At 72.2% G+C, this 22,287-nt stretch carries 21 protein-coding genes; 9 read left to right on the forward strand and 12 right to left on the reverse strand.

The features are described from left to right. Positions 1-96: 96 nt before the first annotated feature. Both AC3ERT_RS24100 and AC3ERT_RS24105 read right to left on the reverse strand, forming a co-directional pair. Entirely contained in the window at positions 97-756 is a 660-nt protein-coding gene (locus tag AC3ERT_RS24100) for a TetR/AcrR family transcriptional regulator (protein ID WP_488180744.1), read from the reverse strand. 21 nt (positions 757-777) lie between these two features. Then, the gene (locus AC3ERT_RS24105; protein ID WP_435128401.1) at positions 778-1,827 is read right to left on the reverse strand and encodes a tetratricopeptide repeat protein; all 1,050 of its coding nucleotides are present in this window, start codon (positions 1,825-1,827) and stop codon (positions 778-780) included. A gap of 353 nt (positions 1,828-2,180) precedes the next feature. On the opposite strand from AC3ERT_RS24105, the gene AC3ERT_RS24110 reads away from it, so the two are divergent. Next, entirely contained in the window at positions 2,181-2,732 is a 552-nt protein-coding gene (locus tag AC3ERT_RS24110; RefSeq protein WP_335970677.1) for an NfeD family protein, read from the forward strand. A 59-nt stretch (positions 2,733-2,791) separates the two neighbouring features. Here AC3ERT_RS24110 and AC3ERT_RS24115 read toward each other — a convergent pair whose 3' ends face one another. The 3 genes from AC3ERT_RS24115 to AC3ERT_RS24125 form a co-directional block, all read right to left on the reverse strand. Further along, positions 2,792-4,252 carry a tol-pal system YbgF family protein gene (locus AC3ERT_RS24115; protein ID WP_435176733.1) on the reverse strand — a complete coding sequence of 487 codons (1,461 nt, stop codon included), beginning with the start codon at positions 4,250-4,252 and terminating at the stop codon, positions 2,792-2,794. Positions 4,253-4,390: 138 nt separating this feature from the next. Continuing rightward, positions 4,391-6,388, reverse strand: a complete 1,998-nt coding sequence (locus AC3ERT_RS24120; protein ID WP_435176735.1) for an eCIS core domain-containing protein — start codon at positions 6,386-6,388, stop codon at positions 4,391-4,393. Between the two features lie 153 nt (positions 6,389-6,541). Next, positions 6,542-7,288 carry an SDR family oxidoreductase gene (locus AC3ERT_RS24125; RefSeq protein ID WP_435176737.1) on the reverse strand — a complete coding sequence of 249 codons (747 nt, stop codon included), beginning with the start codon at positions 7,286-7,288 and terminating at the stop codon, positions 6,542-6,544. 234 nt (positions 7,289-7,522) lie between these two features. On the opposite strand from AC3ERT_RS24125, the gene AC3ERT_RS24130 reads away from it, so the two are divergent. Both AC3ERT_RS24130 and AC3ERT_RS24135 read left to right on the forward strand, forming a co-directional pair. Further along, positions 7,523-7,996: a hypothetical protein gene (locus tag AC3ERT_RS24130; protein WP_435176739.1), complete on the forward strand. Its 474-nt coding sequence runs from the start codon at positions 7,523-7,525 to the stop codon at positions 7,994-7,996. Positions 7,997-8,138: 142 nt separating this feature from the next. Continuing rightward, positions 8,139-8,603, forward strand: coding sequence for an outer membrane protein assembly factor BamD (locus tag AC3ERT_RS24135; protein WP_435176741.1), 465 nt, complete (start codon positions 8,139-8,141; stop codon positions 8,601-8,603). Here AC3ERT_RS24135 and AC3ERT_RS24140 read toward each other — a convergent pair whose 3' ends face one another. From AC3ERT_RS24140 to AC3ERT_RS24150, 3 genes are all read right to left on the reverse strand, one after another. Then, positions 8,604-10,724: a hypothetical protein gene (locus tag AC3ERT_RS24140; protein ID WP_435176743.1), complete on the reverse strand. Its 2,121-nt coding sequence runs from the start codon at positions 10,722-10,724 to the stop codon at positions 8,604-8,606. Positions 10,725-10,812: 88 nt separating this feature from the next. After that, positions 10,813-11,133 carry a hypothetical protein gene (locus tag AC3ERT_RS24145; protein WP_335970668.1) on the reverse strand — a complete coding sequence of 107 codons (321 nt, stop codon included), beginning with the start codon at positions 11,131-11,133 and terminating at the stop codon, positions 10,813-10,815. 164 nt (positions 11,134-11,297) lie between these two features. Further along, positions 11,298-12,215, reverse strand: a complete 918-nt coding sequence (locus AC3ERT_RS24150) for an RNA polymerase sigma-70 factor (RefSeq protein WP_435176745.1) — start codon at positions 12,213-12,215, stop codon at positions 11,298-11,300. Positions 12,216-12,274: 59 nt separating this feature from the next. Here AC3ERT_RS24150 and AC3ERT_RS24155 point away from each other — a divergent pair, with 59 nt between their 5' ends. Continuing rightward, positions 12,275-13,519: a DUF4132 domain-containing protein gene (locus tag AC3ERT_RS24155; RefSeq protein WP_435176747.1), complete on the forward strand. Its 1,245-nt coding sequence runs from the start codon at positions 12,275-12,277 to the stop codon at positions 13,517-13,519. Here AC3ERT_RS24155 and AC3ERT_RS24160 read toward each other — a convergent pair. From AC3ERT_RS24160 to AC3ERT_RS24175, 4 genes are all read right to left on the reverse strand, one after another. Beyond that, positions 13,516-14,193 (reverse strand): maltokinase N-terminal cap-like domain-containing protein, encoded by a 678-nt coding sequence (locus AC3ERT_RS24160; RefSeq protein WP_335970663.1) that lies wholly within the window; start codon positions 14,191-14,193, stop codon positions 13,516-13,518. The two genes, AC3ERT_RS24155 and AC3ERT_RS24160, sit on opposite strands and share 4 nt — an antisense overlap. Positions 14,194-14,265: 72 nt before the next feature. After that, positions 14,266-14,631 (reverse strand): MerR family transcriptional regulator, encoded by a 366-nt coding sequence (locus AC3ERT_RS24165; protein WP_435176749.1) that lies wholly within the window; start codon positions 14,629-14,631, stop codon positions 14,266-14,268. 40 nt (positions 14,632-14,671) lie between these two features. Then, positions 14,672-15,610 (reverse strand): aldo/keto reductase, encoded by a 939-nt coding sequence (locus AC3ERT_RS24170; protein ID WP_435176751.1) that lies wholly within the window; start codon positions 15,608-15,610, stop codon positions 14,672-14,674. A 107-nt stretch (positions 15,611-15,717) separates the two neighbouring features. After that, on the reverse strand, positions 15,718-17,118 hold the full coding sequence (locus AC3ERT_RS24175; protein WP_435176753.1) for an NsdA family TPR-like regulatory protein: 1,401 nt from the start codon (positions 17,116-17,118) through the stop codon (positions 15,718-15,720). Between the two features lie 241 nt (positions 17,119-17,359). Here AC3ERT_RS24175 and AC3ERT_RS24180 point away from each other — a divergent pair, with 241 nt between their 5' ends. The 5 genes from AC3ERT_RS24180 (at position 17,360) to AC3ERT_RS24200 (ending at position 22,180) form a co-directional block, all read left to right on the forward strand. Further along, the gene (locus AC3ERT_RS24180; protein ID WP_435176755.1) at positions 17,360-17,611 is read left to right on the forward strand and encodes a hypothetical protein; all 252 of its coding nucleotides are present in this window, start codon (positions 17,360-17,362) and stop codon (positions 17,609-17,611) included. A gap of 71 nt (positions 17,612-17,682) precedes the next feature. After that, on the forward strand, positions 17,683-19,431 hold the full coding sequence (locus AC3ERT_RS24185) for an asparagine synthase-related protein (protein ID WP_435176757.1): 1,749 nt from the start codon (positions 17,683-17,685) through the stop codon (positions 19,429-19,431). Continuing rightward, a complete protein-coding gene (locus tag AC3ERT_RS24190; protein WP_435176759.1) occupies positions 19,425-19,730 on the forward strand; it encodes a PqqD family peptide modification chaperone in 306 nt (101 codons plus the stop codon). Before AC3ERT_RS24185 ends, AC3ERT_RS24190 begins: the two co-directional genes overlap by 7 nt. Next, a complete protein-coding gene (locus AC3ERT_RS24195) occupies positions 19,727-20,164 on the forward strand; it encodes a lasso peptide biosynthesis B2 protein (RefSeq protein ID WP_435176761.1) in 438 nt (145 codons plus the stop codon). The genes AC3ERT_RS24190 and AC3ERT_RS24195 overlap by 4 nt, the downstream gene beginning before the upstream one ends. Before the next feature lie 108 nt (positions 20,165-20,272). Beyond that, positions 20,273-22,180 (forward strand): ABC transporter ATP-binding protein, encoded by a 1,908-nt coding sequence (locus AC3ERT_RS24200; protein ID WP_435176763.1) that lies wholly within the window; start codon positions 20,273-20,275, stop codon positions 22,178-22,180. The last annotated feature ends 107 nt before the right edge of the window (positions 22,181-22,287 follow it).

The raw sequence follows: 22,287 nt of genomic DNA on the forward strand, positions 1-22,287 counted from the left end.
TCCTCGTAGGGGAATCACGGGATTCCGTCGGCTTTCCGCCCACGGTCCACCGCGGCTCCAGGCGCGCGCCACGCCGATGAATTCGGTGCCCCGCCGCTACTGGGACGTTTTCCGCTCCGGCCGCCGGATCGGCCCTTCCCGATGAATTCCGGGCCGGGCGGCGGGCGGGCCGTGCAGGGCGAGCCGCAGCGCGGGGCCGCAGTGCCGTACGACGTCCTCGACCGGCATCGACGCCATCGGCTCGATCACCAGCAGGTAGCGCGTCATGATGATGCCCGCGATCTGCGAGCAGAAGGCCATCGCGCGGGCGCGGGCGTGCGGCCCGCCGAGGTGGTCGGCCAGCTTGTCGACCACCTCGCGCGCCAGCATCTCCCGCACGAGCACGGCGAACGGGTCCTCGGTCATCACGTTGCGGACCATCGCGACCAGCGCCGGGCCGGTCGCCTCGGCGTCCCAGATGGCGAGCATGGCGCGCAGGGCCCGGTGGCTCAGCGTCGCCGGATCGCCCTCCAGCACCCGCACCAGCACTTCCGCCGGGTTCGCCACCAGGGCCATCGAGGCGCCGAACAGGCCGCGTTTGGAGCCGAAGTAGTAGCTGATCAGGGCGGCGTCGACGCCGGCGTCCTCGGCGATGGCCCGCATCGTCACGGACTGGTAGCCGTGTTCGAGGAAGAGCCGGCGGGCGGCGGCGAGGATGGTGCCGCGGGTGTCCGCGGCGCCCGGGCGGCGCCCCCGGCGGGCCGGCTCGCCCGTCACCGGCGCCACGTCGGCCTCACGTCACCGGCCCCGGCGCAGCCGTAGCGCCTCCGCGGCGCGGGTCTTCACCTGCCCGGTCCCCGTCTTCTGGGCGATCCGCAGGTGCGCCTCGGCCGTGGCGGCGTCCACCAGCAGGAGCCCGAGGTGGAGGTGGGCCAGGGCGGCGGTCGTCGGGTCGGCGGCCGCGGCGCCCTCCTCCAGCAGCGGCACCGCCGCGTCTCCGTGCCCCTCCTCGAGGAGCCCCACGGCAAGGTCGATCGCGGCTTTCGGCGCGTACGAGGGGTGCCCGGTGCCGCGTACCTGCTCCAGGTAGTGCCGTGCCTCCTCCAGGTGCTCGGGGGTGCCGCCGACGTCGCGCAGCAGCCCGGCGAGGTTGAACGCGGCGTGCAGGGACGTCTTCTCGTACGGGCTGGTGACCGCGAGGCGGTAGTGCTGGACGGCGTCCTCGTGGTTGCCCGCCCGGTCGTGGAAGAGGGCGAGTTCGAGGTGGACGGAGCCGGTGACGTGGGCCACGCCGCAGCCCACGGCGGCGTCGAACATCGCGCCCGCGTCGTCGAGGCGGCCGGCGGTGACGGCGATCCGGCCGAGGTGGAGTGCGGCCAGGCCCGCGGTGACCGCCTGCGGCAGGCCCATCGCCATCCTGTAGTTCGCGTCGGCGTCCGCCCACTTGCCGCGGGCTTCCATCGCCATGCCGGTGAGCAGGAAGACCTCGGCGGCGACGTCCATGTCGGAGAACCCGTTCAGCGGCTTCAGGGTCTTGAGCGCCTTCTTCGGGTTGCCCTCGGCCAGTTCGATCAGGGCGGCGATCAGGCCGCCGGCGGCGCGGACGTCGAAGTCGCCCGAGCCGCCGGCCCGTACGGAGACCGCGGCGGCGTGCTCCAGGGCGTCGACGTCCAGGTAGGCGCGGGCGAGTTCCATCGCGCCGGGGAGGTCCAGGACCAGCTCCGGGTCGGTGAGGATCGCCACCGGGTCGGGCAGGCGGACCCGTGGGGAGCCCGCGCCCGGTATGGCGTCCTCGGGCTCGCCGGCGCCCGAAGTGCCCTGCTCTGGTTGCCCTTGGTGGTCTGTCATATCCCGCCCCACGATCCTCTCGGCTGCCGGACCCGTCCCCTGGTACGCCGAACCTAGCGGACCCCCGCCCGCTCCGCCGCCCCTGCCCGAACGGCCTCGACCAGTCAATTACGCCGACTTTACGGTCATTTGAACCCGCCCGGGAATCGTCAGACCGCTTTTCCGGGCCGCATCCCGAATCCCCCTGGCCATAAACCTCCCCCGTGCCCCAGGCGTTTCTTCCGTACCCGTACGACCAGTTGGAACCACCCGGCCCACTCCGCCGGGATTCCCTGCCCAACGGCCCTGCGGACCGCTAGTGTCAGCCGCCCGTAGTTCTTCGTCGAAGCACGTCACCAAGGAGACAAGAGATCATGACGTACGACGCGCCGCCGCCCCCCGGCTCGCCGCAGAAACCGCCGAACGCGGGCGGGCCGTCCGGGGGTTCGTTCGACCCCTCTTCGGTGGACAGGTTCGACTGGGCGATTCTCGGAATCGGCTTCGTCGTCCTCGTCTTCTCGTTCTTCGACTACTACTCGTGGGATTTCGGCGCCTACGGTGTGCACCTCGGCAGCGTGAGCTGGAGTGCCTGGCACTTCGGCCACGGGCTGTTCATAGCGTGGCTCGCGATGGTCCTCACGGTGCTGGGTGCCGCCGCCCTCGCGGTCACCCTCTTCGTGCCGAACGTCCAACTCCCGCTGCCCGCCCGGGCCCTCACGTTCCTCGGGTTCGGGGTCGGCTTCGTGCTCTACCTGATCGCGATCTTCGCGCACTCCGACTTCGGGCCCGCCGGCGGCCACGCCTTCAGCTTCTGGCTCAGCCTCGTCCTCGCGGGCGTCGGCGCCGTCCTCGCCCTGATCCGCGCCCAGCAGACCGCCACCCCCCTCCCGGGCCCCCTCGCCAACCTCCCCCGCATCGGCAACTGACCCTGCCATCCACCTGCCACCTGCCCCGCGCCCCGCAGCACATGGGGCGCGGGGAACGGTCAGCGGGTGACCAGGGGGTGGAAGGCGGCGCGGATGTCGGAGGTGGTGGGGATGACGTACTGGTCGGAGGAGGGACCGGTGTCGATGTTCTCCCAGGTGGTGTACTCGAGGGTCGAAGGGCAGCTCTTGCCGTCGATCTCGAGGGTGCGGTGGGAGACGAGGCGGCCGGTGCGCAGTTCGTAGACCTTCACGGGGATGGCGATCCTGTGGAAGGTGACCTCTTCGGGGAAGGTGGTGTAAAGGCCGCCTTTGTAGGGGCAGGTCTGGACGGAGGGGCCGTCTTTGTCGTCGGAGGCGCAGACGACGAGGGTGGCGTCGGAGGCGTCGGTAGCGCTCCAACCGGTGGGCAGCTTGTCGGTGTAGGTGGAATTCCCGAAGAAGAGCGCTTTGTTGACGCCTTTGTGCCGGGCGGGCGCGCCGCTGTAACGGGCGGGCGCGGTGCAGTAGGTGGGCTGGGTGTCACCGTAGGTGTCGAGCAGTCGCGTGACGTTGCCCAACTCGATCGCCAATTCCGCTTTGTGCGCACCCGACTTGGCGGCGGCTGCTTTCGCGTCGTGCGGGTACTGGTCCAGCACTTGCTGGTACCGCGCTTTCGCCTTCGTCCAGCTCTTCCCGGCCATGAGGTTGTTCGCGCACCCCAGGAGCGCGGCGGGCGCCGTCCTCGGAACGACGGCGGAAGCACGGTCGAGGGTGCTGCCGTCGGCCTTGCGGGCGCGCAGCCAGTCCGTGACGACGGCGGTGCGGCACGGATTCGCCGTGGGGATGCCGTCGAGGAAGCCGTCGAGCACGGTGGAGACGATCGCCTCGTTGCCCGGGCCGTCCGCGAGGACGGCGGACATCGCGTCGAACCCGGCCGCGAGGGCCTCCGTGTCGCCGCCGAGCCCGTCGCGCAGGTCGGCGGCGGCGACGGCGAGCCGCCGGCAGGCCGCGGCGGTCCGCTCACCGCGCCGCGTCCCCGGGGAGTCCGCCAGGCGGGGGCCGAACCACACGGAGTGCTGCGCGTGCACCGCCTTCGTACAGTCGCCGCTGCGGCGGGCAGCGGCCACCGTGCCCTCCGCGTGCGCGGCGTCCACCCGCAGCAGGACGACGGCAGCCAGGACGGGTACGGCGACCCCGAGCGCCACACACCGCTGGGTACGGACACGGTCCAGCCGCCACCCCGCCGCGAAACGGCCGTACTGCTCCCGCCAGTTCGCGCCGCTCGGCCACTTCCACCGCCCACCCGCCAGGTGCCATCCGTGCACGACCACCACGGCCCACCACACCGCGAAGGCCCACTCGCACCGCACGGTCCGCTGCGCGGTGCCCAGGACGATCAGCAGCGCCACGGTCACGGCCCAGCTCAGTACGGCCCACCCGCGGCGCCCCAGCATCAGGTAACCCGCGCCCACCAGGGAGGCGTTGGCCACCCCCACCGCCCACGGGTCCCGCTTCCCCCGTTCCTGCGGCTCCCACGACATCCGGACGACCCCCTCGACCCGCCTCCCGGCCAACGGCGTTGACCCACCCCCATCGTCCGCACCTCACCCGGGAGGGGTCCCGCCCGCCGAAAAGCCGGCCCGGCACGCCGGCCCGGCACACCGCGTGGCCGCCAGGCGCTACCCGCGCACCGCCGTCCGCACCCGCATCACCACAGCCTTGATCCGCTCGAGGTCCGCGTTCAGCCGCTCCAGCCCGGTCTGCGCCGGCACATCCCGCAGTTCGAGCCGCGCGGCCGACCCCTCCGCGCCCGCGTGCTCGGTGTTGATGGCCTGGTAGTGGCTCATCTCGGACAGGATGTGCGCGCCGCGCGGATCGTTGGCGGCCGCCGGGTTGGTCAGGCGGGCGTCGAACTGCTGGAGGCGCTGGGCGGCACCCGCGATGTTCAGCCTGCCCTCCTGCGCCTCGGCGATCAGCTCGGAGACCAGCGTCTGGAGGCCCTGCAACGGGTTCGCGGCCCCCTGTGCCGCGTTCGGCTTGAACGCCAGGTCCGACAGCCAGGGCGAGTTCACCATGTCGTACCCCTCCTTGGGGTACTCGTGGAAGGAGTTGATCCACTCCGCCGACTTCTTCTGGAGGTCCTCGACCGTGCGCAGGAAGAGCGTGACGCTGCCGCCGAAGGCCGTCGCCACGTCCACCGAGATGTGGCCGCTGCCGCCGCGCACCGTGACGTCCGTCTCCAGTCGCAGCGACCTGGCCACGCCGAAGATGTCGTGCTGGATGATCTGCGAGACGTCCGCGCTGTTGAGGTGGCCGCCCGTCGACGGCATGGTCTGGGTCTCCAGGCAGGAGTTGTCGACGTCCAGCGTCCAGTGGAAGACGACCTCGTCGCCCCTGGTGTACGTGAACCGTACGGCCTTGCCCGGGGCCTTGACGCCGCTGCTGACCGCGCTCGCCGCCACCCGGACCCCGGGGGTCTTCCTGGCCAGGACCCGGCCCGTCCAGTTGTCGATGACACCGTAGGCGTAGTCGCGGGCCGGCTTGCGTTCCTTCTTCAGATGCTCCTTCTCGTCGCCGTCCGGGGGCACCAGCTCGCGCAGCTTCGGGTCGGTGAAGGTGAACTCGGTGCCGAACTTGAGCGTCTCGGTGTCCGCGCGTGCCGTGGTGTGGGTCTGGTTCCGCTGCTCGATCCGGTTGAGGATCTCGACCATGGTCCTGAGCCGCTGCGGTGCGAGCCCCGCGCCGACCTGGCCGCCGCCCGCGGCGCGGGCAAGTTCACGGCCGACGGCCTTCCACTCGTCGCCCTCCAGCCCGGAGACCTCCTTCAGGGCCTCCTGCGTGCTCAGGTCGGGGTTGTAGCTCTCCTCGCGCGCGGTCTTGGTGTAGGCGCCGATGATCTGCCGCGCGTGCTCGTGGATGTACGTACGCGCCTGCTCGGCATCGGACTGCGCGACGGCGGGGTCGAGGAAGCGCTGCACCGCCGTCTGCACCCCCGTCCGCGCGGAGGCGCCCGACTCGACGGAAGCAGCCGACTCCCCGGGCTCGGCCGCCCGTTGGACCTCCGGCGCCGGTCCGGCCAGCGCCCGCGCCGCGTTCGCCTCCGCCTCCCGCTCGAACCGGTCCCCCGGGTCCGAGACCTTCAGCCCCTGCCCGTTGTCGGTCCCGGCGACCGGCCCCTGCCGCTGCTGCACCACGTGCGTCAACTCGTGTGCGAGCGTGTGCCGGTCACCGCCGCCCGCGCCGATCACCACGTTGTTCCCGGAGGTGTACGCGCGGGCGCCGATCTCGGCCGCCGACGCCTGCGCCCTGCTGTCGTCATGGATGCGGACGTCCCCGAAGTCCGCCCCGAGCCGCGCTTCCATGTCGGTGCGGGTCGGGGCGTCCAGGGGCCGGCCGCTGGAGCGCAGGACGTCGGGTACGGCCGAGCGCTGCACCGGCGGCGCGTCCTGCTCGTGCCCGCAGCCGGCGCCGTGCTCGTGGGCCTCCTGGGCCGCCCCGGCGGAAGCACTCAGCAACTGGACGACGGCGGCGTTTCCGGCCGTGCCCTGCAACGCGCCGATGCCGCGCGGGCCGAAGAGGTGCTGCGGCAGCCCGGGAGCCGCGGTGCCGCGCTTGCCGGGGGTCGGCGCGGCGGCGGTTCGCTGCTCGTTCTGCTGGCTCTTGCCGTGTGTGTGCACGTCGTCAACCTCGCGGGTGTTTCGGGGCGTTCGGACCGTATTGCCGCCCGGCACTTGCGGTCGACAGTATGCCGCAGCGGGTTTGCCGCGAGGTGAAGGAGAGGCGTCCAGCCGGACGTGGGTGGCCGGCCGCGCGGCGGAGCCGCGCGGCCCTCACGGGCGGTGTGCGGCAAGGAACTGGGCGAAGGTGCGCTGGCCGGGGCGGGCGTCGGGCGCGAGGTGGCCGCCCTGCCGGAAAGCGCGGTAGGTCCGCCCGAAGAGGGGGACGTCGAGGAGGGCGCGGCGTTGCCCGGTGGACTGGAGGTAGGTCCGGGCGAGGTCGCGGAAGGACAGCACCTCGGGCCCCCCGAAGTCGGGTACCCGTCCGGCGGGAGGGCCCCCGGCGAGGACGGCGAGCCGGTCGGCGACCTCGCCCGCGTCGACCGGCTGGTCGCTCAGCCCTGCGGGAAGCAGCATGACGGGCACCTTCGCAAGGACGGCGAGCACCCGCACCACCAGGTCGTGGAACTGCGTGGCCCGCAGCACGGTGTAGCCGACCCCGGACTCCTCGATCAGCCGCTCGACCGCGAACTTGCTGCGGTAGTACCCGTACGGCACCTCGTCCACCCCGACGATCGAGATGTACACCAGGTGCCCCACCCCCGCCTCCCGGCAGGCGGCCAGCAGATGCCGCGCCGCGTCCTCGTCACCGCCCCTCGGGTTGGACGCGCAGTGCACCACGGTGCCGACACCCTCCAGGGCCGCGTCGAGCCCCTTCCCCACCCGCAGGTCGACCCCGTACGGCGCCGGCGACCGCCGACTCAGCACCCGTACGTCGGCCCCGCCCGCCCGCAGCCGCTCCACCACCAGCCGCCCCAACGTCCCGGTCCCCCCGGTCACCAGTGTCGACCCCGCCACCATCGCGTCCACCGTCCTCGCGCCACCGGGCGCCCCCTCGTGGAGCACCCTTCACCCAGAGGGAACCGGCGGCCGCCCCCCGATGTGACAACGCCACGCGACGCGGCCCCGATCCGCACCCGGAAAGCCGCTCGCCCCGGCACCTGCGGCTCAGGCATCCCAGGAGTACCCGTGGGGCAGGTGGGATACGTTGAGGACCTGAGAGGTACCGAAGCGCACAGGGCTGGGGGGCTCGCAGTGACGAGAGGCCGATGGCGGGCGCTGAGCGCCGCCGCCGCGATCGCCGTGGCGCTGAGCGGCTGCTCCTCCGGCGGCCACAAGGACAAACCGGCGCCCATGTCAGCCCGCCGCGAAGCCGAACTCCGGCAGCAGGCACAGGCGAATCTCACGAAGTCGTCCCAGGTGAAAATGCACTGGACCGGCACCATGAACAAGAACATGGGGATCATCGAGAAGAAGCCCCACTTCAAGGACACCCACGCCTACGTCCTGGAGGCAGCCTGCGCCGGGACCGGGACCGTGTGGCTCTCATGGGAGACTGCGTCCCCCATCTCCCCCGGCCCCAACCTCTGGCCGGAGATACTGTGCGACGGCACCGTCCTGCGGTTCCCCTTCACGGGCAACGACCTCGAAATGTTCCTCTTCGTCAAGGAGACCACCGACCCCCCGACCGGTGTCCTGACCTGGCAGATCATCCCCGCCACCCACTGATCACGACGGCGTCTGGCTATTTTCCCGAGAGGGCTTCGGCGGCCGCCCGCCGATGTGACAACGCCACGCGGAGTACCTGTACGGCAAGTGGGATACGTTGAGGGTCAGAGGGTGTCGACGGACACAGGGCTGGGGGCTCGCAGTGACGAGAGGCCGATGGCGGGCGCTGAGCGCCGCCGCCGTGATCGCCGTGGCGCTGAGCGGCTGCTCCTCCAGCGGCCACAAGGACAAACCGGCGTCCACCCCGTCCCGGAGCGAAGCCCAACTCCGGCAGCAGGCACAGGCGAAGCTCACGAAGTCGTCCGAGGTGAAAATGCACTGGACGGGGGCCGTGAACAAGAACATGCGCACCATGAAGACGGAACCCCACTTCAAGGACGCCCACGCCTACGTCCTGGAGGCGGCCTGCGCCGGGACCGGGGCCGTGTGGTTCTCGTGGGAGATGGACGCTCCTGATCCCGCCATCATGCCGGACGTGTATTGCAACGGCGACGTCCTGCGGTTCCCCTTCACAGGCGACAAACTTGAGAGCTTCTTCTTCGCCAAGGAGTTCACCGACGCCCCGACCGGTGTCCTGGCCTGGCAGATCATCCCCGCCACCCACTGATCACGAAGGGGTCTGACTGCCCAGGAGCGTGAGGAAGGCGCCCCGGGCGGTGTACCGGGCCACCACCGCTGGGTCCTCGACCCACCTGCTGTAGGCGTCCCGTTGGAGCGGCGTCATCTTCGCGATGGCGTCCTCCGTACCGTACTTCCGCAGCACACTGACGAAGTCGGTCGCCGACCCCGCGATGTACTTCGGGCCCCCGCCCCGTCCATACGGGTCGCCCGTATACGTATGCGCCTTGTCCTCACCGGGCAGTTGCAGCGTGACGGGATCGATCGACTTGAGGGTCTCGTCGGTGTCCGCGAGGGAGGCGGCATGCGAACCGATGGTATTGGCCCAATCGGTGTTCAGCTGCGCGTCCTGAAGGCCCTTGATCCCGTCGACAAGGTCCTTCGGTGCCTTATCGGGCGTGGCGCGGACGAGGTTCTCTATCCAGCCTTGCAGGACGCCCGTTGCGTACTCCTGGCCCTTCTCCTTGCCCATGTCCACGGCTGAGTCGAAGTCGCCGGTGGCGAGCGCGTAGGCCGTATTGACCAACGCCATCCGTGAACTGGTCATCTCCTCGGCCCACGTGTCGGCCTCGTCCTGGAGCGCCTTCTCCGTGTCGGTGAAGGCGGTGCTGTAGAAGTTTCCCAGCAATCCGGTCTTGAAGCTGTAGAACTGCACGGCGTCCTGGTCCGACTTCTTCACCTTCGCGTTTTCGGCGACATTGTTGAGGGACTTCATTCTCGCCTCGAACAACGCGCTCATGCTCGCCGCGGCGTGCGGCTCGCGGATGGCCGCCTCCATGAAGGACTTCCAGGCGCCCGGCTGGATCTCGATCCCCTTGCGCGCGGGGTCCTGCCCCTCCGCGTACTTCTTGGGGTCCCATGAGTTGCCGGACCAGAAGCCGTCGTGCGCGGGCGAGGTGATCGCGTACTCGAGGTCGTCCCAGTGCTGGGCGATGATCTCGGAGTACAGCCGCGAGACCGCCGGCAGCGGATGGAGCTCGGAGTCGTCGGACGCGTCGTGGGACGCGTTGGAGGCGATGAGCCAGGCCGTGTTGCGGTCCGACAGCGCGGTGTCGGTGGCGCGCAGGTCGATGGTGCCGGCTCTGACCGCCAGGACGAAGGCGTCGGTACGGTCGGCGGTCGTATTGCCGCCGCCCCTGTAGAGGCCCTTCTCGATGATGTCCGGTCGCAGGGCCATGAACTCGCCCGCCGCCTCGGGGTCCTTGCTGAGCGCCTCGAAGTACTGGACGTAGTGGTCGGCCGACCAGGGGTCGGAGAAGCCGGCGCCTGGCATGCGGTCGTCGACCGCCTTGGACCGGTCCGTGGTGAAGGTGCGGTCGCCGAGTGCGACGAGGAAGTCCGTGTCGTAGGTGCCGCTGTCGACGAAGGGCATCAGCAAGTCGGGGCGGAAGTTGTGGCCCGGGTGGTTGAACCGGTCGAACCAGCCCTTCCAGAAGTCCTGCTTCTGCTTGCTGGTCTTCCCCTCGGCGGCTATGCGCGTGTACGCGCCGAACGTACGGGATATGAGGTCGCGGTCGTAGACCAGCTGGGAGTAGTGGCTGCTGCTGCCGTTGCTGTCAGCGGCCATCGAACTGGACAGCTCCGAGAGCCGTTTGGGCCCGAGTTCGCTGTAGAAGGCGTTGAGGAAGTCCCCGTCCTTCGAGTGCGCGGCGAGGTCGGTGAAGAGGTCTTCGGGGACCGCTCCTCCGTGGTCCTGGATCTGCTGCTCGTAGCGCTTCGCGAGGGCCTTGCCGTCCTTGGCGGACTTGGCCGCGGCGCCCGGGGTGATCATGCTGTCGGGGACGAAGAACATCGTGGTGTTCGGTGTGTACTCGCTGAGCGCCGCGGCCAGGTGCTGCCTGCGGCGGAGCCCGGGCAGTTGGTCGGACGCCCAGTGGGCGATGGTGACCAGCCGGCTCAGCGGCTGCGTGTCGATGCCGTGCTGGGCGAACCGGGTGAGGAAGCCCGCCGCGGCGTCATGGAGTCGGTTCGCGTCGTGTTGCAGCGAACTGATCGTGCCCGGGAGCTTCTTGGGGTCGATCCCCGAGAACGTTCCCGAGGTCCCGCCCTTGCCCGGCGAGGTGCCCGATCCGCCGCTTCCCGTCTGTGTCCCGCTGCCGTGATCCCCCATGCCGTCCCCCCACCGTCACTGCTGCCTTACGCGCTGCTGCAACTCGTTGCCGTTGCCATAGCCGTTGCTGCTACGGCTACCGCTGCCGTTACTGCTGCCGTGCCTGGTCGGCACGCATCGATTTTGCCTGACTGAGCGTCACCTTTGGGTCACATTTGGCGATCTCCGCCTCGACCAGCGGTATCAGCTTCTTGAGCTGCCCGAGCATGTCTTTCCGCCGGCCTTCGGCCTCGGTGTGCCAGGCGTCAGCGGTCGGCCCCACCCAGGTGGCGCCCTTGCCCACATCGGAGGAGGACTTCTTGAGGAGGCCCTCGAGTTCGTGCATCTGCTTCTGGAGATCGCCCTTCAGGGTGACCAGTTGCTCCCGCACCGGGTTGTCGACCTTGGGTTCCGACGTGTCCGCCGTCATGCGCTTCCCCTCCCCCCACGGGCGCGTGGCGCCCGCGGCCTCAGAGAGATTCTGACACGGCGACCGCTGCGGCACGTGGGACAGAAGTCGCCAAACGCCCCGGACGAAGACCGTCCGTCGCCGCCCCCGGACCGCCCCCGTACCGCTCCCGGAACGCCCCGTCGTCAGGGCAGGGCGGCGAGCTGCCGGGCCGCGAAGCCCAGCTTCTCCGGGTTCAGTACGGACCACACCCCGCCGATGGCGTCCCCCCGCATCGTCATGCCGACGACCCCGTAGAGCTGCCCGCCGACCCATACCACCACCGCCGGGCCGCCGTTGGACTCCAGGACGCGTACCGCGAGCCCGCCGCCCGGGGCGGCCCCGAGCTTCCCTACCGTGCCCGCCAGGAAGCGCATCACCTTCACCCGGCCCACGATCGGGCGCCGCGCGGCGCTGACCTTGCCGCCGCCGTCGCTCCACCAGATCACGTCCTCCGCCAGCAGCCGTTCGAGCCGGGCGAGGTCCCCCTCACGCGCGGCGGTCACGAAGGACTCCACCAGCTCGCGCTGCCGCTCCACCGCGGGCGTGAACCGGGTCTCCCGCGCCGCCACCCGCTTCACCGCCCTGCCGTACACCTGGCGGGAGTTGGCCTCGGTCAGGGCGAGTACGCCCGCGATGTCGCGGTGGCTGTAGCCGAACGCCTCGCGCAGCACGTACACCGCCCGCTCGGTCGGGGTCAGCCGCTCCAGCAGCACCAGCAGCGCGGTGGACACCGCGTCCCGCTGCTCCGCGGACTCCAGCGGCCCGAGCGCGCCGCCGTCGGTGAGGACGGGCTCGGGCAGCCAGGGCCCGACGTACCGTTCGCGCCGCGCGCGGGCCGACGTCAGCCGGTTCACGCACAGGTTGGTGACGACCTTGGCGAGCCACGCCCCCGGCTGCTCGATCGCCGCCCGGTCCGCGCGGCTCCACCGCAGGTACGCGTCCTGCACCGCGTCCTCGGCCTCCTCCGCGGACCCGAGCAGGCGGTACGCCAGCCCGAACATCCGCCGCCGGTACGCCGTGAACTCCTCGGCGCTGCCGGCGCCGCCCCCGTCACCCGTCACGCCGCCCAGCGTGCCACAGGGCAGCGGAGGTGTCGGTGCCGCCTGCCAGGATGACGGGCATGGCTGACGACGTGGACGACCTGCTGGACCCCGGCAACGGCTGGGCGGAGCGCATACGGAGCCGGGTGACGGGCCTGCCGCCGGAGCTGACCGCGCTGGTGCTGCACCTCGGGCAGGCCGGCACCTTCTGGGACTTCCACTACAAGGTCGACACCGCCTGGAAGCGGGAGACGAAGGCGCTGCTCAAGGCGGACGGCGCCCGGGAGTTGGTGGCGGGCGCGATCCGGTCCCTCGCGGCCGACGGGTCGCTGCGCGACTGCACCGACCCCGGCATCCCGTACAAAGAACTGCTGGCCATGGCGTCCCGCACCCCCACCACCGCCCTCGCCTGCGGCTTCACCCTGGCCGCCGGTCACCTCGCCCGTGGCGCCTCGCCGGCCGAACTCGCGGACCTGGTCGCGGACCTGCTGACGGTGGCCCGCAAGAACGCCGCCGTCCTGGACGGCTACTACGTACGCGACGACGACCTGTCCGCCGCCGTCTTCACCGCGCTCGGCGACCTGTCGGCCATGGACGCCCTGTGGACCCTGCACCGCGAGGTCCAGCCCACCGCCCACCCGCACCGGCACCTGGTCCGGACGGTCAAGAAGACCGCCACCCGCCTCAAGGTCCCGCCGCACCAGATCGAGGAGCGCACCGTACCCACCCACGGCATCGGCCCGGACGGCACCTTGCTGCTGGGCCCGATCGGCCGGGGCGCGGTCTGGATGAACGTCCACTACGAAGCAGTCCTCACCGTCTCCGCCGCCGGCCGGCTCACCGTGGACTGGATCGACGTCCAGGGCGACGGCACCACCACCCGTACCTCCGCGCCCTTCCGCTCGCCCAACGGCTTCAAGGACCGGTACCTGTCGCACAACGTCGACGCGACCCGGCACCTGGCCGGCAGGATCGAGGAGACCCTGACCGCCGAGCGCCGCCGGCTGTACGAGCTGCGGCGCGAGAACCGCCTCTGGCCGTACGCCGATTGGGCCCGCCACTACCGCGACCACCCGCTCACCGGCATCCTCGCCCGCGCCCTGGTCTGGGAGTACGAGAGCGAGGACGGCACCTGGACGGCGGGGCTCCCCCGCCCGGCCGGCTGCCTCGCCCTCGACGGCCGCACCCTCGCCGTCGCGGACACCGCCCGCGTCCGGCTGTGGCGCCCCGAGCCGGCGTCCCCCGCCGAAGTGGACGCCGTGCGCGCCTTCCTGGCCGCGCACGACGTCCACCAGCCCTACGACCAGACCAAGGCGGCGGCCTAAGCACCCGCCGCCGGGTGGAGGACCGCCAGCACCCCCGTGACGGGAGCGTCGGCGGTCGGGGGCCGCCACTGCCCGGTGAGGTGGGCGCGCGGCACCGGGTCGGTCGGCACCGGAGCGGCCGGGTCGAGCACGCGCGGCAGGTGCAGGGTGTGGGTGGCGTACGAGGGAGTCTCCACGGTGACGCGGGTGCCGTCGGGCCCGTCGACGACCTCGGTGGCGAGCGCGCCGACCGGCAGCGCGGGGCCGTTGAGGGTCGGCAGCACCGTCGGGTCGGGCGTGTCCGAGACGGACTGCGCCTGCGGCTCGGCCCGGTCCTGGATCAGCGCGAGCAACTCCGCCCGCAGCACAGGGTCGTGGACGCCGTCGTACACCCAGCGGCGCCCCAGCACGCCGTGCTCGGTGGTACCGATCAACGCGTCCTCGGCGCCTTCGAGTTCGGCCCCGCGATACGTCAATGGCACGAAGTACGCCCGCCCTTCGCCCTCGCCCGAGGTGTCGGTGACCACCATGAACTCGATGCCCACCTCCCCCTCCGGATCGTCCAGCCGGAACCCGCCGGACTTGTCGAGGACGGGCGCCTGCCCCGTGCCGACGTACCACGGCTGAGCCGCCAGCCACGGCGCGACGAGTTCCACCTTGCTCGGCACCAGCGTGGTCTTGTGGATGAAAGCCATGCGGCCAGCTCATCCGAAGACGCGCCCACCGGTCAAGCCGACCCACACGCCAAGCAGTGGCCCGGCCATGTGTCAGTCCGTGCCAGGGGCACCGCTGTAGTGGTCGATCTTCTCGTCCAGCACGCCGATCGCCCGCCGCAGCGCCGCCACCTGCTGCTCCATCGCCGTACGACGCTCCCGCAGGAAGGCCACCCGGTCCTGCGCGGAGTGCTCGGCGCGCAGCATGGCGACGAACCCGCGCAGGTCCGTGATCCCGAGCCCGGCCGCCCGGAAGCAGGTGACCAGGCCGATCCAGAACACGTCGTCCTCGCTGTACTGCCTGCGCCCGCCCGCGGTCCGAGCGATCGGGCCGATGAGCCCTTCGCGCTCGTAGTACCGCAACGTGTCGATCGACACGCCCGTACGGTCGGCCGTGGCCGCCGGGGTGAGACCGCTCATCGAACTCCCTTGCCCGCCACAGCCACAGCCACAGCCACCGCTACCGCGCCTCGGCGAAGCGCGCCGCCTGCTCGTCGTCGAGCCGCACCCCACGCACGGCGAGCGCCTCCTCGATCTGCTCCACCCGGCTCGCGCCCACGATCGGGTCGATGCCCTGCCGCATCAGCCAGGCCAGGACGACCTGGTTCGGCGTGGCCGACAACTCCCCCGCGACCTCCGAGAGCACCGCGAGCGCCCGGGCCGTCCCCGGGTGATCGTACGTTTCCGGCAGCGGCTTGTCGGCGCGGACGTACGCCCCCCACAGCAGCGAGCTGTACGACCACACGGCCAGCCCCTCCGCCCGCGCCAGGTCCAGGTCCTCCGCGGCGAGCATCCGGTGCCCCGCCTCCGCAACCGGGGTGAACGGGCGCGGCTGCACCAGCGAGTGCCGCAACTGCACGGCGCTCCACGGCTCCACGCCCTGCTCCCGTGCCAGCCGCCGGGCCCGCTCGACGCGCCAGGCGGCATGGTTCGCCGCCCCGACCCGCAGTGCGACCCCCTTGGCGACCAACTCGCCGAACGCGCCGACCGTCTCCGCCAACGGCACCGCACGGTCCTCCGCGTGCGCCCAGAGCAGATCGACACAGTCGGTGCCGAGCCGCGCCAGGCTCTCTTCCACGCCCGTGTGGACGGCCCGCGCGGACAGCCCTTCGGCGCTCGCCGGCCAGGAGTGCGGGACCAGCGGGTTCTGCCGGACCTTCGTCGCGATCCGCACCCGGTCGCGTGCGCCCGGACGGGCCCGCAGCCACGCGCCGATGACGCGTTCGCTCGCGCCGCCGACCCCGCTCGGATCGGTCCAGAAGGAGTAGCAGTTCGCGGTGTCGAGCCAGACGCCGCCACCCGCGACGAAGGCGTCCAGGATCGCGAAGGCCCGCTCGGAGGCGACTCGGGTGCCGAAGTCCATGGTCCCGAGCACGATCTCGGGGTCTGTGGTGTTCATGCCCGCCATGCTCGGATCTGGTGCGCGCTCCAGGTCAAGCCGTGGTGGCTCACGTCGCGCGCTCCCCGCTCCGGGCCGTTCCGCGCGCTCCCGGCGAACCCGGTTCTTCAGCGCCCTGTGACGGAGAAGCCGATACGTTCGCGCAGCGCGCGGCCCTCCTCTGTCGTCGCGTATGGCGCGGCTTCGGCGTGGAGTTCGAGGAGGCGGTCACCGACCCGGACGGAACCGAGCTGGGCGAAGAAGTCCAGCGCGGTGCCGGTTTCCTCTTGCGCGCCGGCGACTTCGCCGACGACGAGGTGGGTGCGGGCGCGGCCGAGGTGGTCGAACGCCTTGCTGCGCACCCGGTGCTCGGGGCGCAGCGCCAGGGCGCGGCCAAGCTGTGTCAGGGAGCGTTCGGCGCGGGTGTCGCGGTCGGGTCCGCTGAGGTGCTTGGCGGCGATCTGGTGCGCCACGCCGAGAGTTGCGCACAACTCGGCCTCGTCGAACCACAGCATGTGCGCCGGCTCTCCGGCGGGCGCGACGCGGGCGAAGGCGTCCTCGGCCTGTGCTGCGCTGCGCGCGCTGTCTTCGGGGCGGCCGAGGATCGCGTGGAAGCGGGCCTCCAGGGCCAGGAGCATGGACTCCGTCGCGGGGGTCATGTCCCGGCGGGCGCCGTAGCGGGCGAGGAGGACGAGTTCGAGGGCGTCGTCGTAGTGGCCGAGGTGGGACATCTGCCGGGCCATGCACTGGAGGATGTGCGCGCACAGCGCCCGGTCCCCGCCTTCGTGGGCGGCGTGCAGCGCGGTGATGAACAGGCGCTGGGCGGAGGCGTGGCGGCCGGCGTCGAACGACATCCACCCGGCGACGGAGCCGAGGTCGGCGACGGCGGAGAACAGTGCGCGGCCGGTGTCCTCGGTGTAGGAGCAGGCAAGCATGGCGTTAGCGTCGGACATCTGCGCGACGACGGCGGTTCGTGACAGGACGCCGCCGTGGCGGTTGTCGGCGTCGCGGAACATCGCGGTGATCGCGCGCAGGCCGTCGACCTCGGGGGCGCCGATGTGTCCGCCGTGCTCGCGGGCGACGGGCCCGGGGCAGGCGGTCGTCCAGCTCTGGAGCGGGTGCAGGAGATCGGGGCCGTGGTGGACGTCCTCGGCGTCCTTGCTGTGGCGGGTGTGGGGCTGCATCAGTTCGCTCCGGGTGAGTGCTGCGACAGCGTCGATGGCGCTGGCGGCCTGCCAGGGCAGGCGTGGGTCGACAGTGGTGCGCGGGGTGCCGGGCATGCCGACGTCGGCGGGCGCCAGGGCCACGCCCGTGCGGACGGTCAGGTACGCGGCGAGGAGATCCGGGACAGGGGCCCGCGGTATCTCGCCGGCCCGCCAACGGCGCACGCTGGACTCGTCCGGCTCGATGCCGCGTTCGCCCCGGCTGCGGGCTGCCTGTGTGACGCCGTGCGCGAGCTGGCGGTTCGTCAGCCCGATACGTGCGATCCAGTGTTCCAACGCGTGGTTGCGTGGCTTGATCTTGGTCACGATGCCTCCGCGCACGGGGATGTCCAGAGTAGGTCCGTGCGCTGCCGGCGGGGAGGTTGCGGCGGGATTCGCCGAATTTCGCCGGTGTCCGGGCCGTCGGGCGCCGGGGGGCGGTGGTGTGGTGCGCCGGTTGACCCGCCGGGGGGCGCCGGGCTTCACCGCATTCCGGGGGCGCTGCTGCTCTGGTGGTCTGGGGTGCAGCCGGGCGGAACCCCGCCCGGAGGATCTGATGGAGGAATCCATGGACGTCACGACGTTCGCCCCGACGGTGACCGTGGGCGAGGTGGCCGTGGCCACCCGCGGCCGCGGGGACGCCGGTCTCCGCGACAAGGGCGACTACTACGAGCACAGCGGGTTCGCCCCGTCGGTCAGTGTGCAGGCCCTGGTGGCGGCGACCCGCGGTCGGCAGAACTTCAACGACCGCGACAAGGACATGTGGTTCGAGTCGAGCTTCGCACCGTCGGCGGACGCCGTCGGCAGCAACCTGGCCTGAGCGGCAGCTGATGATCAGCGGCGCGGTCCCGTACGGGCCGCGCCGCTCCCAGTTCGGGAGAGGAGCACACGGTGGGTGTTGTGTGGGTGTCCGACGGCGCGGCGGTGGATGGGCTGCCTGTGCCGGGGCTGGCCGGGCTACGGTGCGCGCCGGACGCGCTGGTGGCAGTAGCGGAAGCCGGGCCGGTGCGCGCGGCCGTGCTCGGCCGGTGCAGCGTCTCGAAGGACGCGGTGCGGGCCGCCGCCTTGGCGGCCGTGCGCTCGGGGCGGTGGTCCGAGGTGACGCGCTGGCCGGGCTCGTACTGGGTGGTCGTCGACGACGGGCGGCGCCGGTTCGTCACCGGCGACTTGGCCGGGTGCCGCGCGGTCTTCTGGGCCCCGACGTCGACGGGCTTCGTGTGGAGTTCGCAGGCCGCACGGGTCGCCGCCGCGGTCGGCGGCCGACCGGACCTGGCCCTGCTAGCAGCCCGGACGGTGGCCGGCGCCGAGCACTGGCCGACGCAGTCGGTGTACTGCGGAGTGCGCCAGGTACCGGGCGGGTTCGGGCTGCTGACGACGGGCGAGCGCGGCGAGCTGGTCGACGTGGCCGCGCTGCCCGCGCCCCGGAGCATGGAAGAGGCTGCCCCCGCGGTCGCTGACGCGCTCGATGCCGCGGTGGCCGCGGCGATCGGGGACGCCGAGGAGGTGAGCGCGGACCTGTCCGGGGGCCTGGACTCCTCCACCGTGGTGATGACCGCTGTCCGCAGCGTCCCGGTACGGGCGGCCACCTACGCCGGTCCTCTGGCGTCCGTCGAGGATACGGCGTTCGCGCGGCGTGTGGCTGCGGCAACGGGCGTTGCGCATCATGTGTGCGAGGGCGACGAGAGCACCTGGTCGTTTGCGGTGGAGCCGCCGGTGGCCACGGACGGCCCGTCGTTGGCGGCCGCCAACGCGGGCATGGACGCGGCGTACCTGCGGCCGGTCGCCGGAGCGGCCGTCCATCTGACCGGGCACGGCGGTGATGTCGTGCTGGAGTCCTCCAGTGCCGCGTTCACCGACCTGCTCCAGCGCGGGCGGCGTCGGGAGGCGCACACCGCGGTCGTCGCCTACGCCCGGGCCATCGACCAGGCGCCCGGGCCGATGTGGCGCCAGGTCAAGGAAGGGTCCGCCGGTCGACGTGAAGCGCTGCGCGCGGCGGCCGAGCGGGTTGCCGCCGGACTGCCGGAGCCGGGCTCCAACGTGTGGAGTTGGTGTCGTATCGGGGGCGCGTCGGCCTGGCTGACCGCCGACGGGCGGGCCGTCGTCGCCGACCTCCTGCGCGCCTCCGCCGCGGGCAACGGGGACGGCCTGGCCGGCGAGTGGGACGACTGGGCCGCGCTACGGATGGGTGGTGCTGTCGCACGCGACGAGGAACCGCTCCTGGACGTGCTCGGGGTCCGGCCGGCGCACCCGTTCCTGGACAACGTGATGGTGCGGGCTTGCTTCACGGTTCCGGCCGCGGAGCGGCGCAGGACCGGGCTGTACAAGCCGCTGCTGGCGGCCGCCCGGCCGGATCTGCCCGCGTGGCTGACCGGCCGCTGCTCGAAGGGGAGCTTCGGGCCGGTACTGCTTTCCGGGCTGCGGGCCAACCGCAGCCGCTTGCAGGCGCTGCTGGAGGCCAGTCCACTAGTGAACGCCCTGTTCGACGTCTCGGCGGTCGTCGGGGCACTGCGCACGGCCGCAGCCGGTGATGCCCGCGCTCCCCTGCCCGCGCTCCACCAACTCCTGTCCTCCAGCCAGTGGTTGGAGGGGCTGTCCGCAATGGCGGTGCCGCCCGCCGCAGCAGGGAGCGCCGCATGCTGACGCGACCTGAGGACATCCGCAGTGCCCGGATCGGTCACGGCGCCACCGCGGTCCTCAACGTCCGGACGGGGCGGTGGGTCTGGCTCGATGAGGACAGCCGGCGGATCTGGGACGCCGCGCTGGCCCAACGGCTGCCGGAACTGGTGCAGGAGGTGGCCGGCACCGGCCTGCCCGTCGAGCGGGCGCAGCAGGTGGTCGCCGGGATCGTGACGGAGCTGACCGAGCAGGGCCTGCTCAGCCAGGCCCCCCACCCGGGCCGCCCCCGGCGGCGCCGCTTCACCAGCTGGAGGACGGCATGACCCGCCCCAAGTCCCCGGTGCTGCTCTCCGGACTCGGAACGCGTCTCCTGGCGCTCACCGCTCTGGCCCTGGCCGTACCGGCCTCGCGCCTGCCGGTGCGCTGGCTCCAGTACCTGCTGGGCGCCACGCGACGGCTGCCGGCGGCCGCGCCGTGCCATGCCGGGGCGCTACACCAGGCGATCCTGCGGCAGCGCCCGCGGTGGTGGCGCGGCCGGATCGCGTGCCTGGAAGTCTCCCTCGCGCTGATGATCGGCCTCGGCCTGAAGGGGCGCCGCGCGCACTGGGTGCTCGGCTCCCGTCCCCTGCCGAACGAGGCCCACGCCTGGGTGCTGCTCGCCGACGGCACCTCCTACGGGCTGGAGCACGACGACCCGGTCCGCTCGTGGGTGCTGGTGGCGGTCTTCCCCCCGCTCCCACTTCACCCACACGAGTGAATATGACGGCGTCGAGGTGACGCCGTTTCAGGGGTGACCTGCCCGGCCGCCGTCGGCGGGGCAGGTAATCCCGTGCGGCGGCCCTGCGGCGGGCTCTACACCAGGCGGGTGACTTCAACGCCCGCTCCTGCGGTCGCGCCGCCGGCGATGACCCTCAAGGCCGACACCCACCACGACACCACCGTCAACATGAGCACGGCCGCCGTCGCCCGCGGCCTGCCGACCGCCCTACGACGCGCCGTCGCACTGGGCTGGCGCGCAGACCGGGGCGCGCTGCTGACGATGGCCGCTGCCCAGGCCCTCTCCGCAGTGCTCGCGGCCGTGGCGCTCACCGCGACCACAACCCTCGTCCGGCAGGCCCTGGACCTGCTGGATGCGCACTCCGCCGGGCACGGCCTGTCCGGGCCCGCGCATGCCGCAGTCCCGTCATTGCTGACGGTGTGCGGCGCGCTGACCGCGCGGGCCCTGGCCGACTCCGCCGCCCGCGGCGCGGCCGCGCGCCTGGCCCCGCGCGCCGCGCGCGAAGCGGACGTCGAAGTCCTGGCGGCGGCCGCCGCCGTCGAGTTGGCCGCGTACGAGGAACCTGGCTTCGAGGACGCCTTGGATGCGGCGGGCAACGGCGCCGAAGCCGCCCGCGACCTCGTCCAGGACACGCAGAGTCTGGTGTCCGCCGCGGCGCAGATCGCCGCGGCTGCCCTCGTCCTGGTCACCCTGCACCCGCTGCTGGCCGTCCTCCTGATCGCAGCCGCCGTGCCGCGTGGCGCGGCCGCGGTGCGCGCGGCCAGGATCGAGCACGCCACCTCGCACGCCGCCGTCGCCGACCGTCGGCTGCGCCAGCTGCTGCGCAACTATTCCACCACCCGGACCACCGCGGCGGAGGTCCGGGCGTGCGGCATGGGCGGCTTCCTGGCCGACCGGTACCGGCAGGTCTCCGACCGGCTGGAGCGCCAGGGCCTGGCCGGGGCGGTCACCGCGCTGCGCGTGCAACTCCTCGGCGACGCCGCATCCGCGCTGGTACTGGCCGGTACGTGGGCAGCGCTGATCGCGCTGATCGCCGGAGATCACATCGCGGTCGCGGCCGCGGGCACCGCGCTGGTCGCCCTGCGCGCCTCCAACAGCAGCCTCACCGCCGCAGTGCGTTCCGCGGCCGGCCTGTTCCGTACGAGCTTGTTCCTGGACGACTGGGCCCGTTTCCTCGCCGACGCCGGACGGCACCGCACCCGACGCGGCGACGCCATCGTGCCGCCGACCGGACCGGACGTCATCACCGCCACGGATGTCTCGTTCACCTACCCGGGCACCGGCACGGCCGCCCTGTCCGGCATCGAACTGGAGCTGAAGCGCGGCGAAGTCGTGGCGCTCGTCGGAGAGAACGGCTCCGGGAAGACGACCCTCGCGCACCTGCTCACCGGCCTCTACCTGCCGGACACCGGGGCCATCACGTGGGACGGCATCGACCTGGCCAAGGCTGACCCGGTGAGCGTGTGGGCGAACGTGTCGATGGTGCCGCAGGACTACACCCGTTGGCCGCTCACCGCCCGCGAGAACATCACCCTCGGCACCCCGGCCGGCGCAGGCGACGCCGCCGTCCACGCCGCAGCTGCTGCCGCTGGCGCCGCCGATGTCCTGCGTCGGCTGCCCCACGGGCTCGACACGTCTCTGGCCCGGTCCTGGTGGGGCGGGCACGACCTGTCAGGCGGGCAGTGGCAGCGGCTGGCGATCGCCCGCGCGTTCCACCGGTCCGACGCGTCCGTGCTCCTCCTCGACGAACCCACGGCCGCGCTCGACGCCCGCGGCGAGCACCAGGTCTTCCGCCGCCTGAAGGCACTCGCCGAAGGACGCACCGCGGTGTTCATCACCCACCGCCTCGCCAATGCGCGCGTCGCCGACCGTGTACTGGTACTGAAAGACGGCACGGTCGTCGAGAGCGGAACGTACGAGGATCTCCTCGCACGGGGCGGCCTGTTCGCCGAGTTGCACGCCCTCCAGAACCACGAGGGTGGGTCCGGAGGGTGATGGCGATGGCGCGAAGTCGCCATCGGACGCGGGGGAACGGTCAGGCGGTGCGCAGACGGTCGGTGCGGGCTGCGGTGACGAAGGATGCCCACGCCTCCCGGGGGGAC

This window comes from Actinacidiphila sp. bgisy145 (genome assembly GCF_057708125.1).

What these genes read in the sequence shown, in the direction of transcription:
- AC3ERT_RS24105 (WP_435128401.1), bottom strand. Translation starts at nt 1,827, where the DNA reads ATGACAGACCACCAAGGGCAACCAGAGCAGGGCACTTCGGGCGCCGGC.
- AC3ERT_RS24110 (WP_335970677.1), top strand. Translation starts at nt 2,181, where the DNA reads ATGACGTACGACGCGCCGCCGCCCCCCGGCTCGCCGCAGAAACCGCCG.
- AC3ERT_RS24115 (WP_435176733.1), bottom strand. Translation starts at nt 4,252, where the DNA reads ATGTCGTGGGAGCCGCAGGAACGGGGGAAGCGGGACCCGTGGGCGGTG.
- AC3ERT_RS24125 (WP_435176737.1), bottom strand. Translation starts at nt 7,288, where the DNA reads ATGGTGGCGGGGTCGACACTGGTGACCGGGGGGACCGGGACGTTGGGG.
- AC3ERT_RS24140 (WP_435176743.1), bottom strand. Translation starts at nt 10,724, where the DNA reads ATGGGGGATCACGGCAGCGGGACACAGACGGGAAGCGGCGGATCGGGC.
- AC3ERT_RS24145 (WP_335970668.1), bottom strand. Translation starts at nt 11,133, where the DNA reads ATGACGGCGGACACGTCGGAACCCAAGGTCGACAACCCGGTGCGGGAG.
- AC3ERT_RS24155 (WP_435176747.1), top strand. Translation starts at nt 12,275, where the DNA reads ATGGCTGACGACGTGGACGACCTGCTGGACCCCGGCAACGGCTGGGCG.
- AC3ERT_RS24160 (WP_335970663.1), bottom strand. Translation starts at nt 14,193, where the DNA reads ATGGCTTTCATCCACAAGACCACGCTGGTGCCGAGCAAGGTGGAACTC.
- AC3ERT_RS24165 (WP_435176749.1), bottom strand. Translation starts at nt 14,631, where the DNA reads ATGAGCGGTCTCACCCCGGCGGCCACGGCCGACCGTACGGGCGTGTCG.
- AC3ERT_RS24170 (WP_435176751.1), bottom strand. Translation starts at nt 15,610, where the DNA reads ATGAACACCACAGACCCCGAGATCGTGCTCGGGACCATGGACTTCGGC.
- AC3ERT_RS24180 (WP_435176755.1), top strand. Translation starts at nt 17,360, where the DNA reads ATGGACGTCACGACGTTCGCCCCGACGGTGACCGTGGGCGAGGTGGCC.
- AC3ERT_RS24190 (WP_435176759.1), top strand. Translation starts at nt 19,425, where the DNA reads ATGCTGACGCGACCTGAGGACATCCGCAGTGCCCGGATCGGTCACGGC.
- AC3ERT_RS24195 (WP_435176761.1), top strand. Translation starts at nt 19,727, where the DNA reads ATGACCCGCCCCAAGTCCCCGGTGCTGCTCTCCGGACTCGGAACGCGT.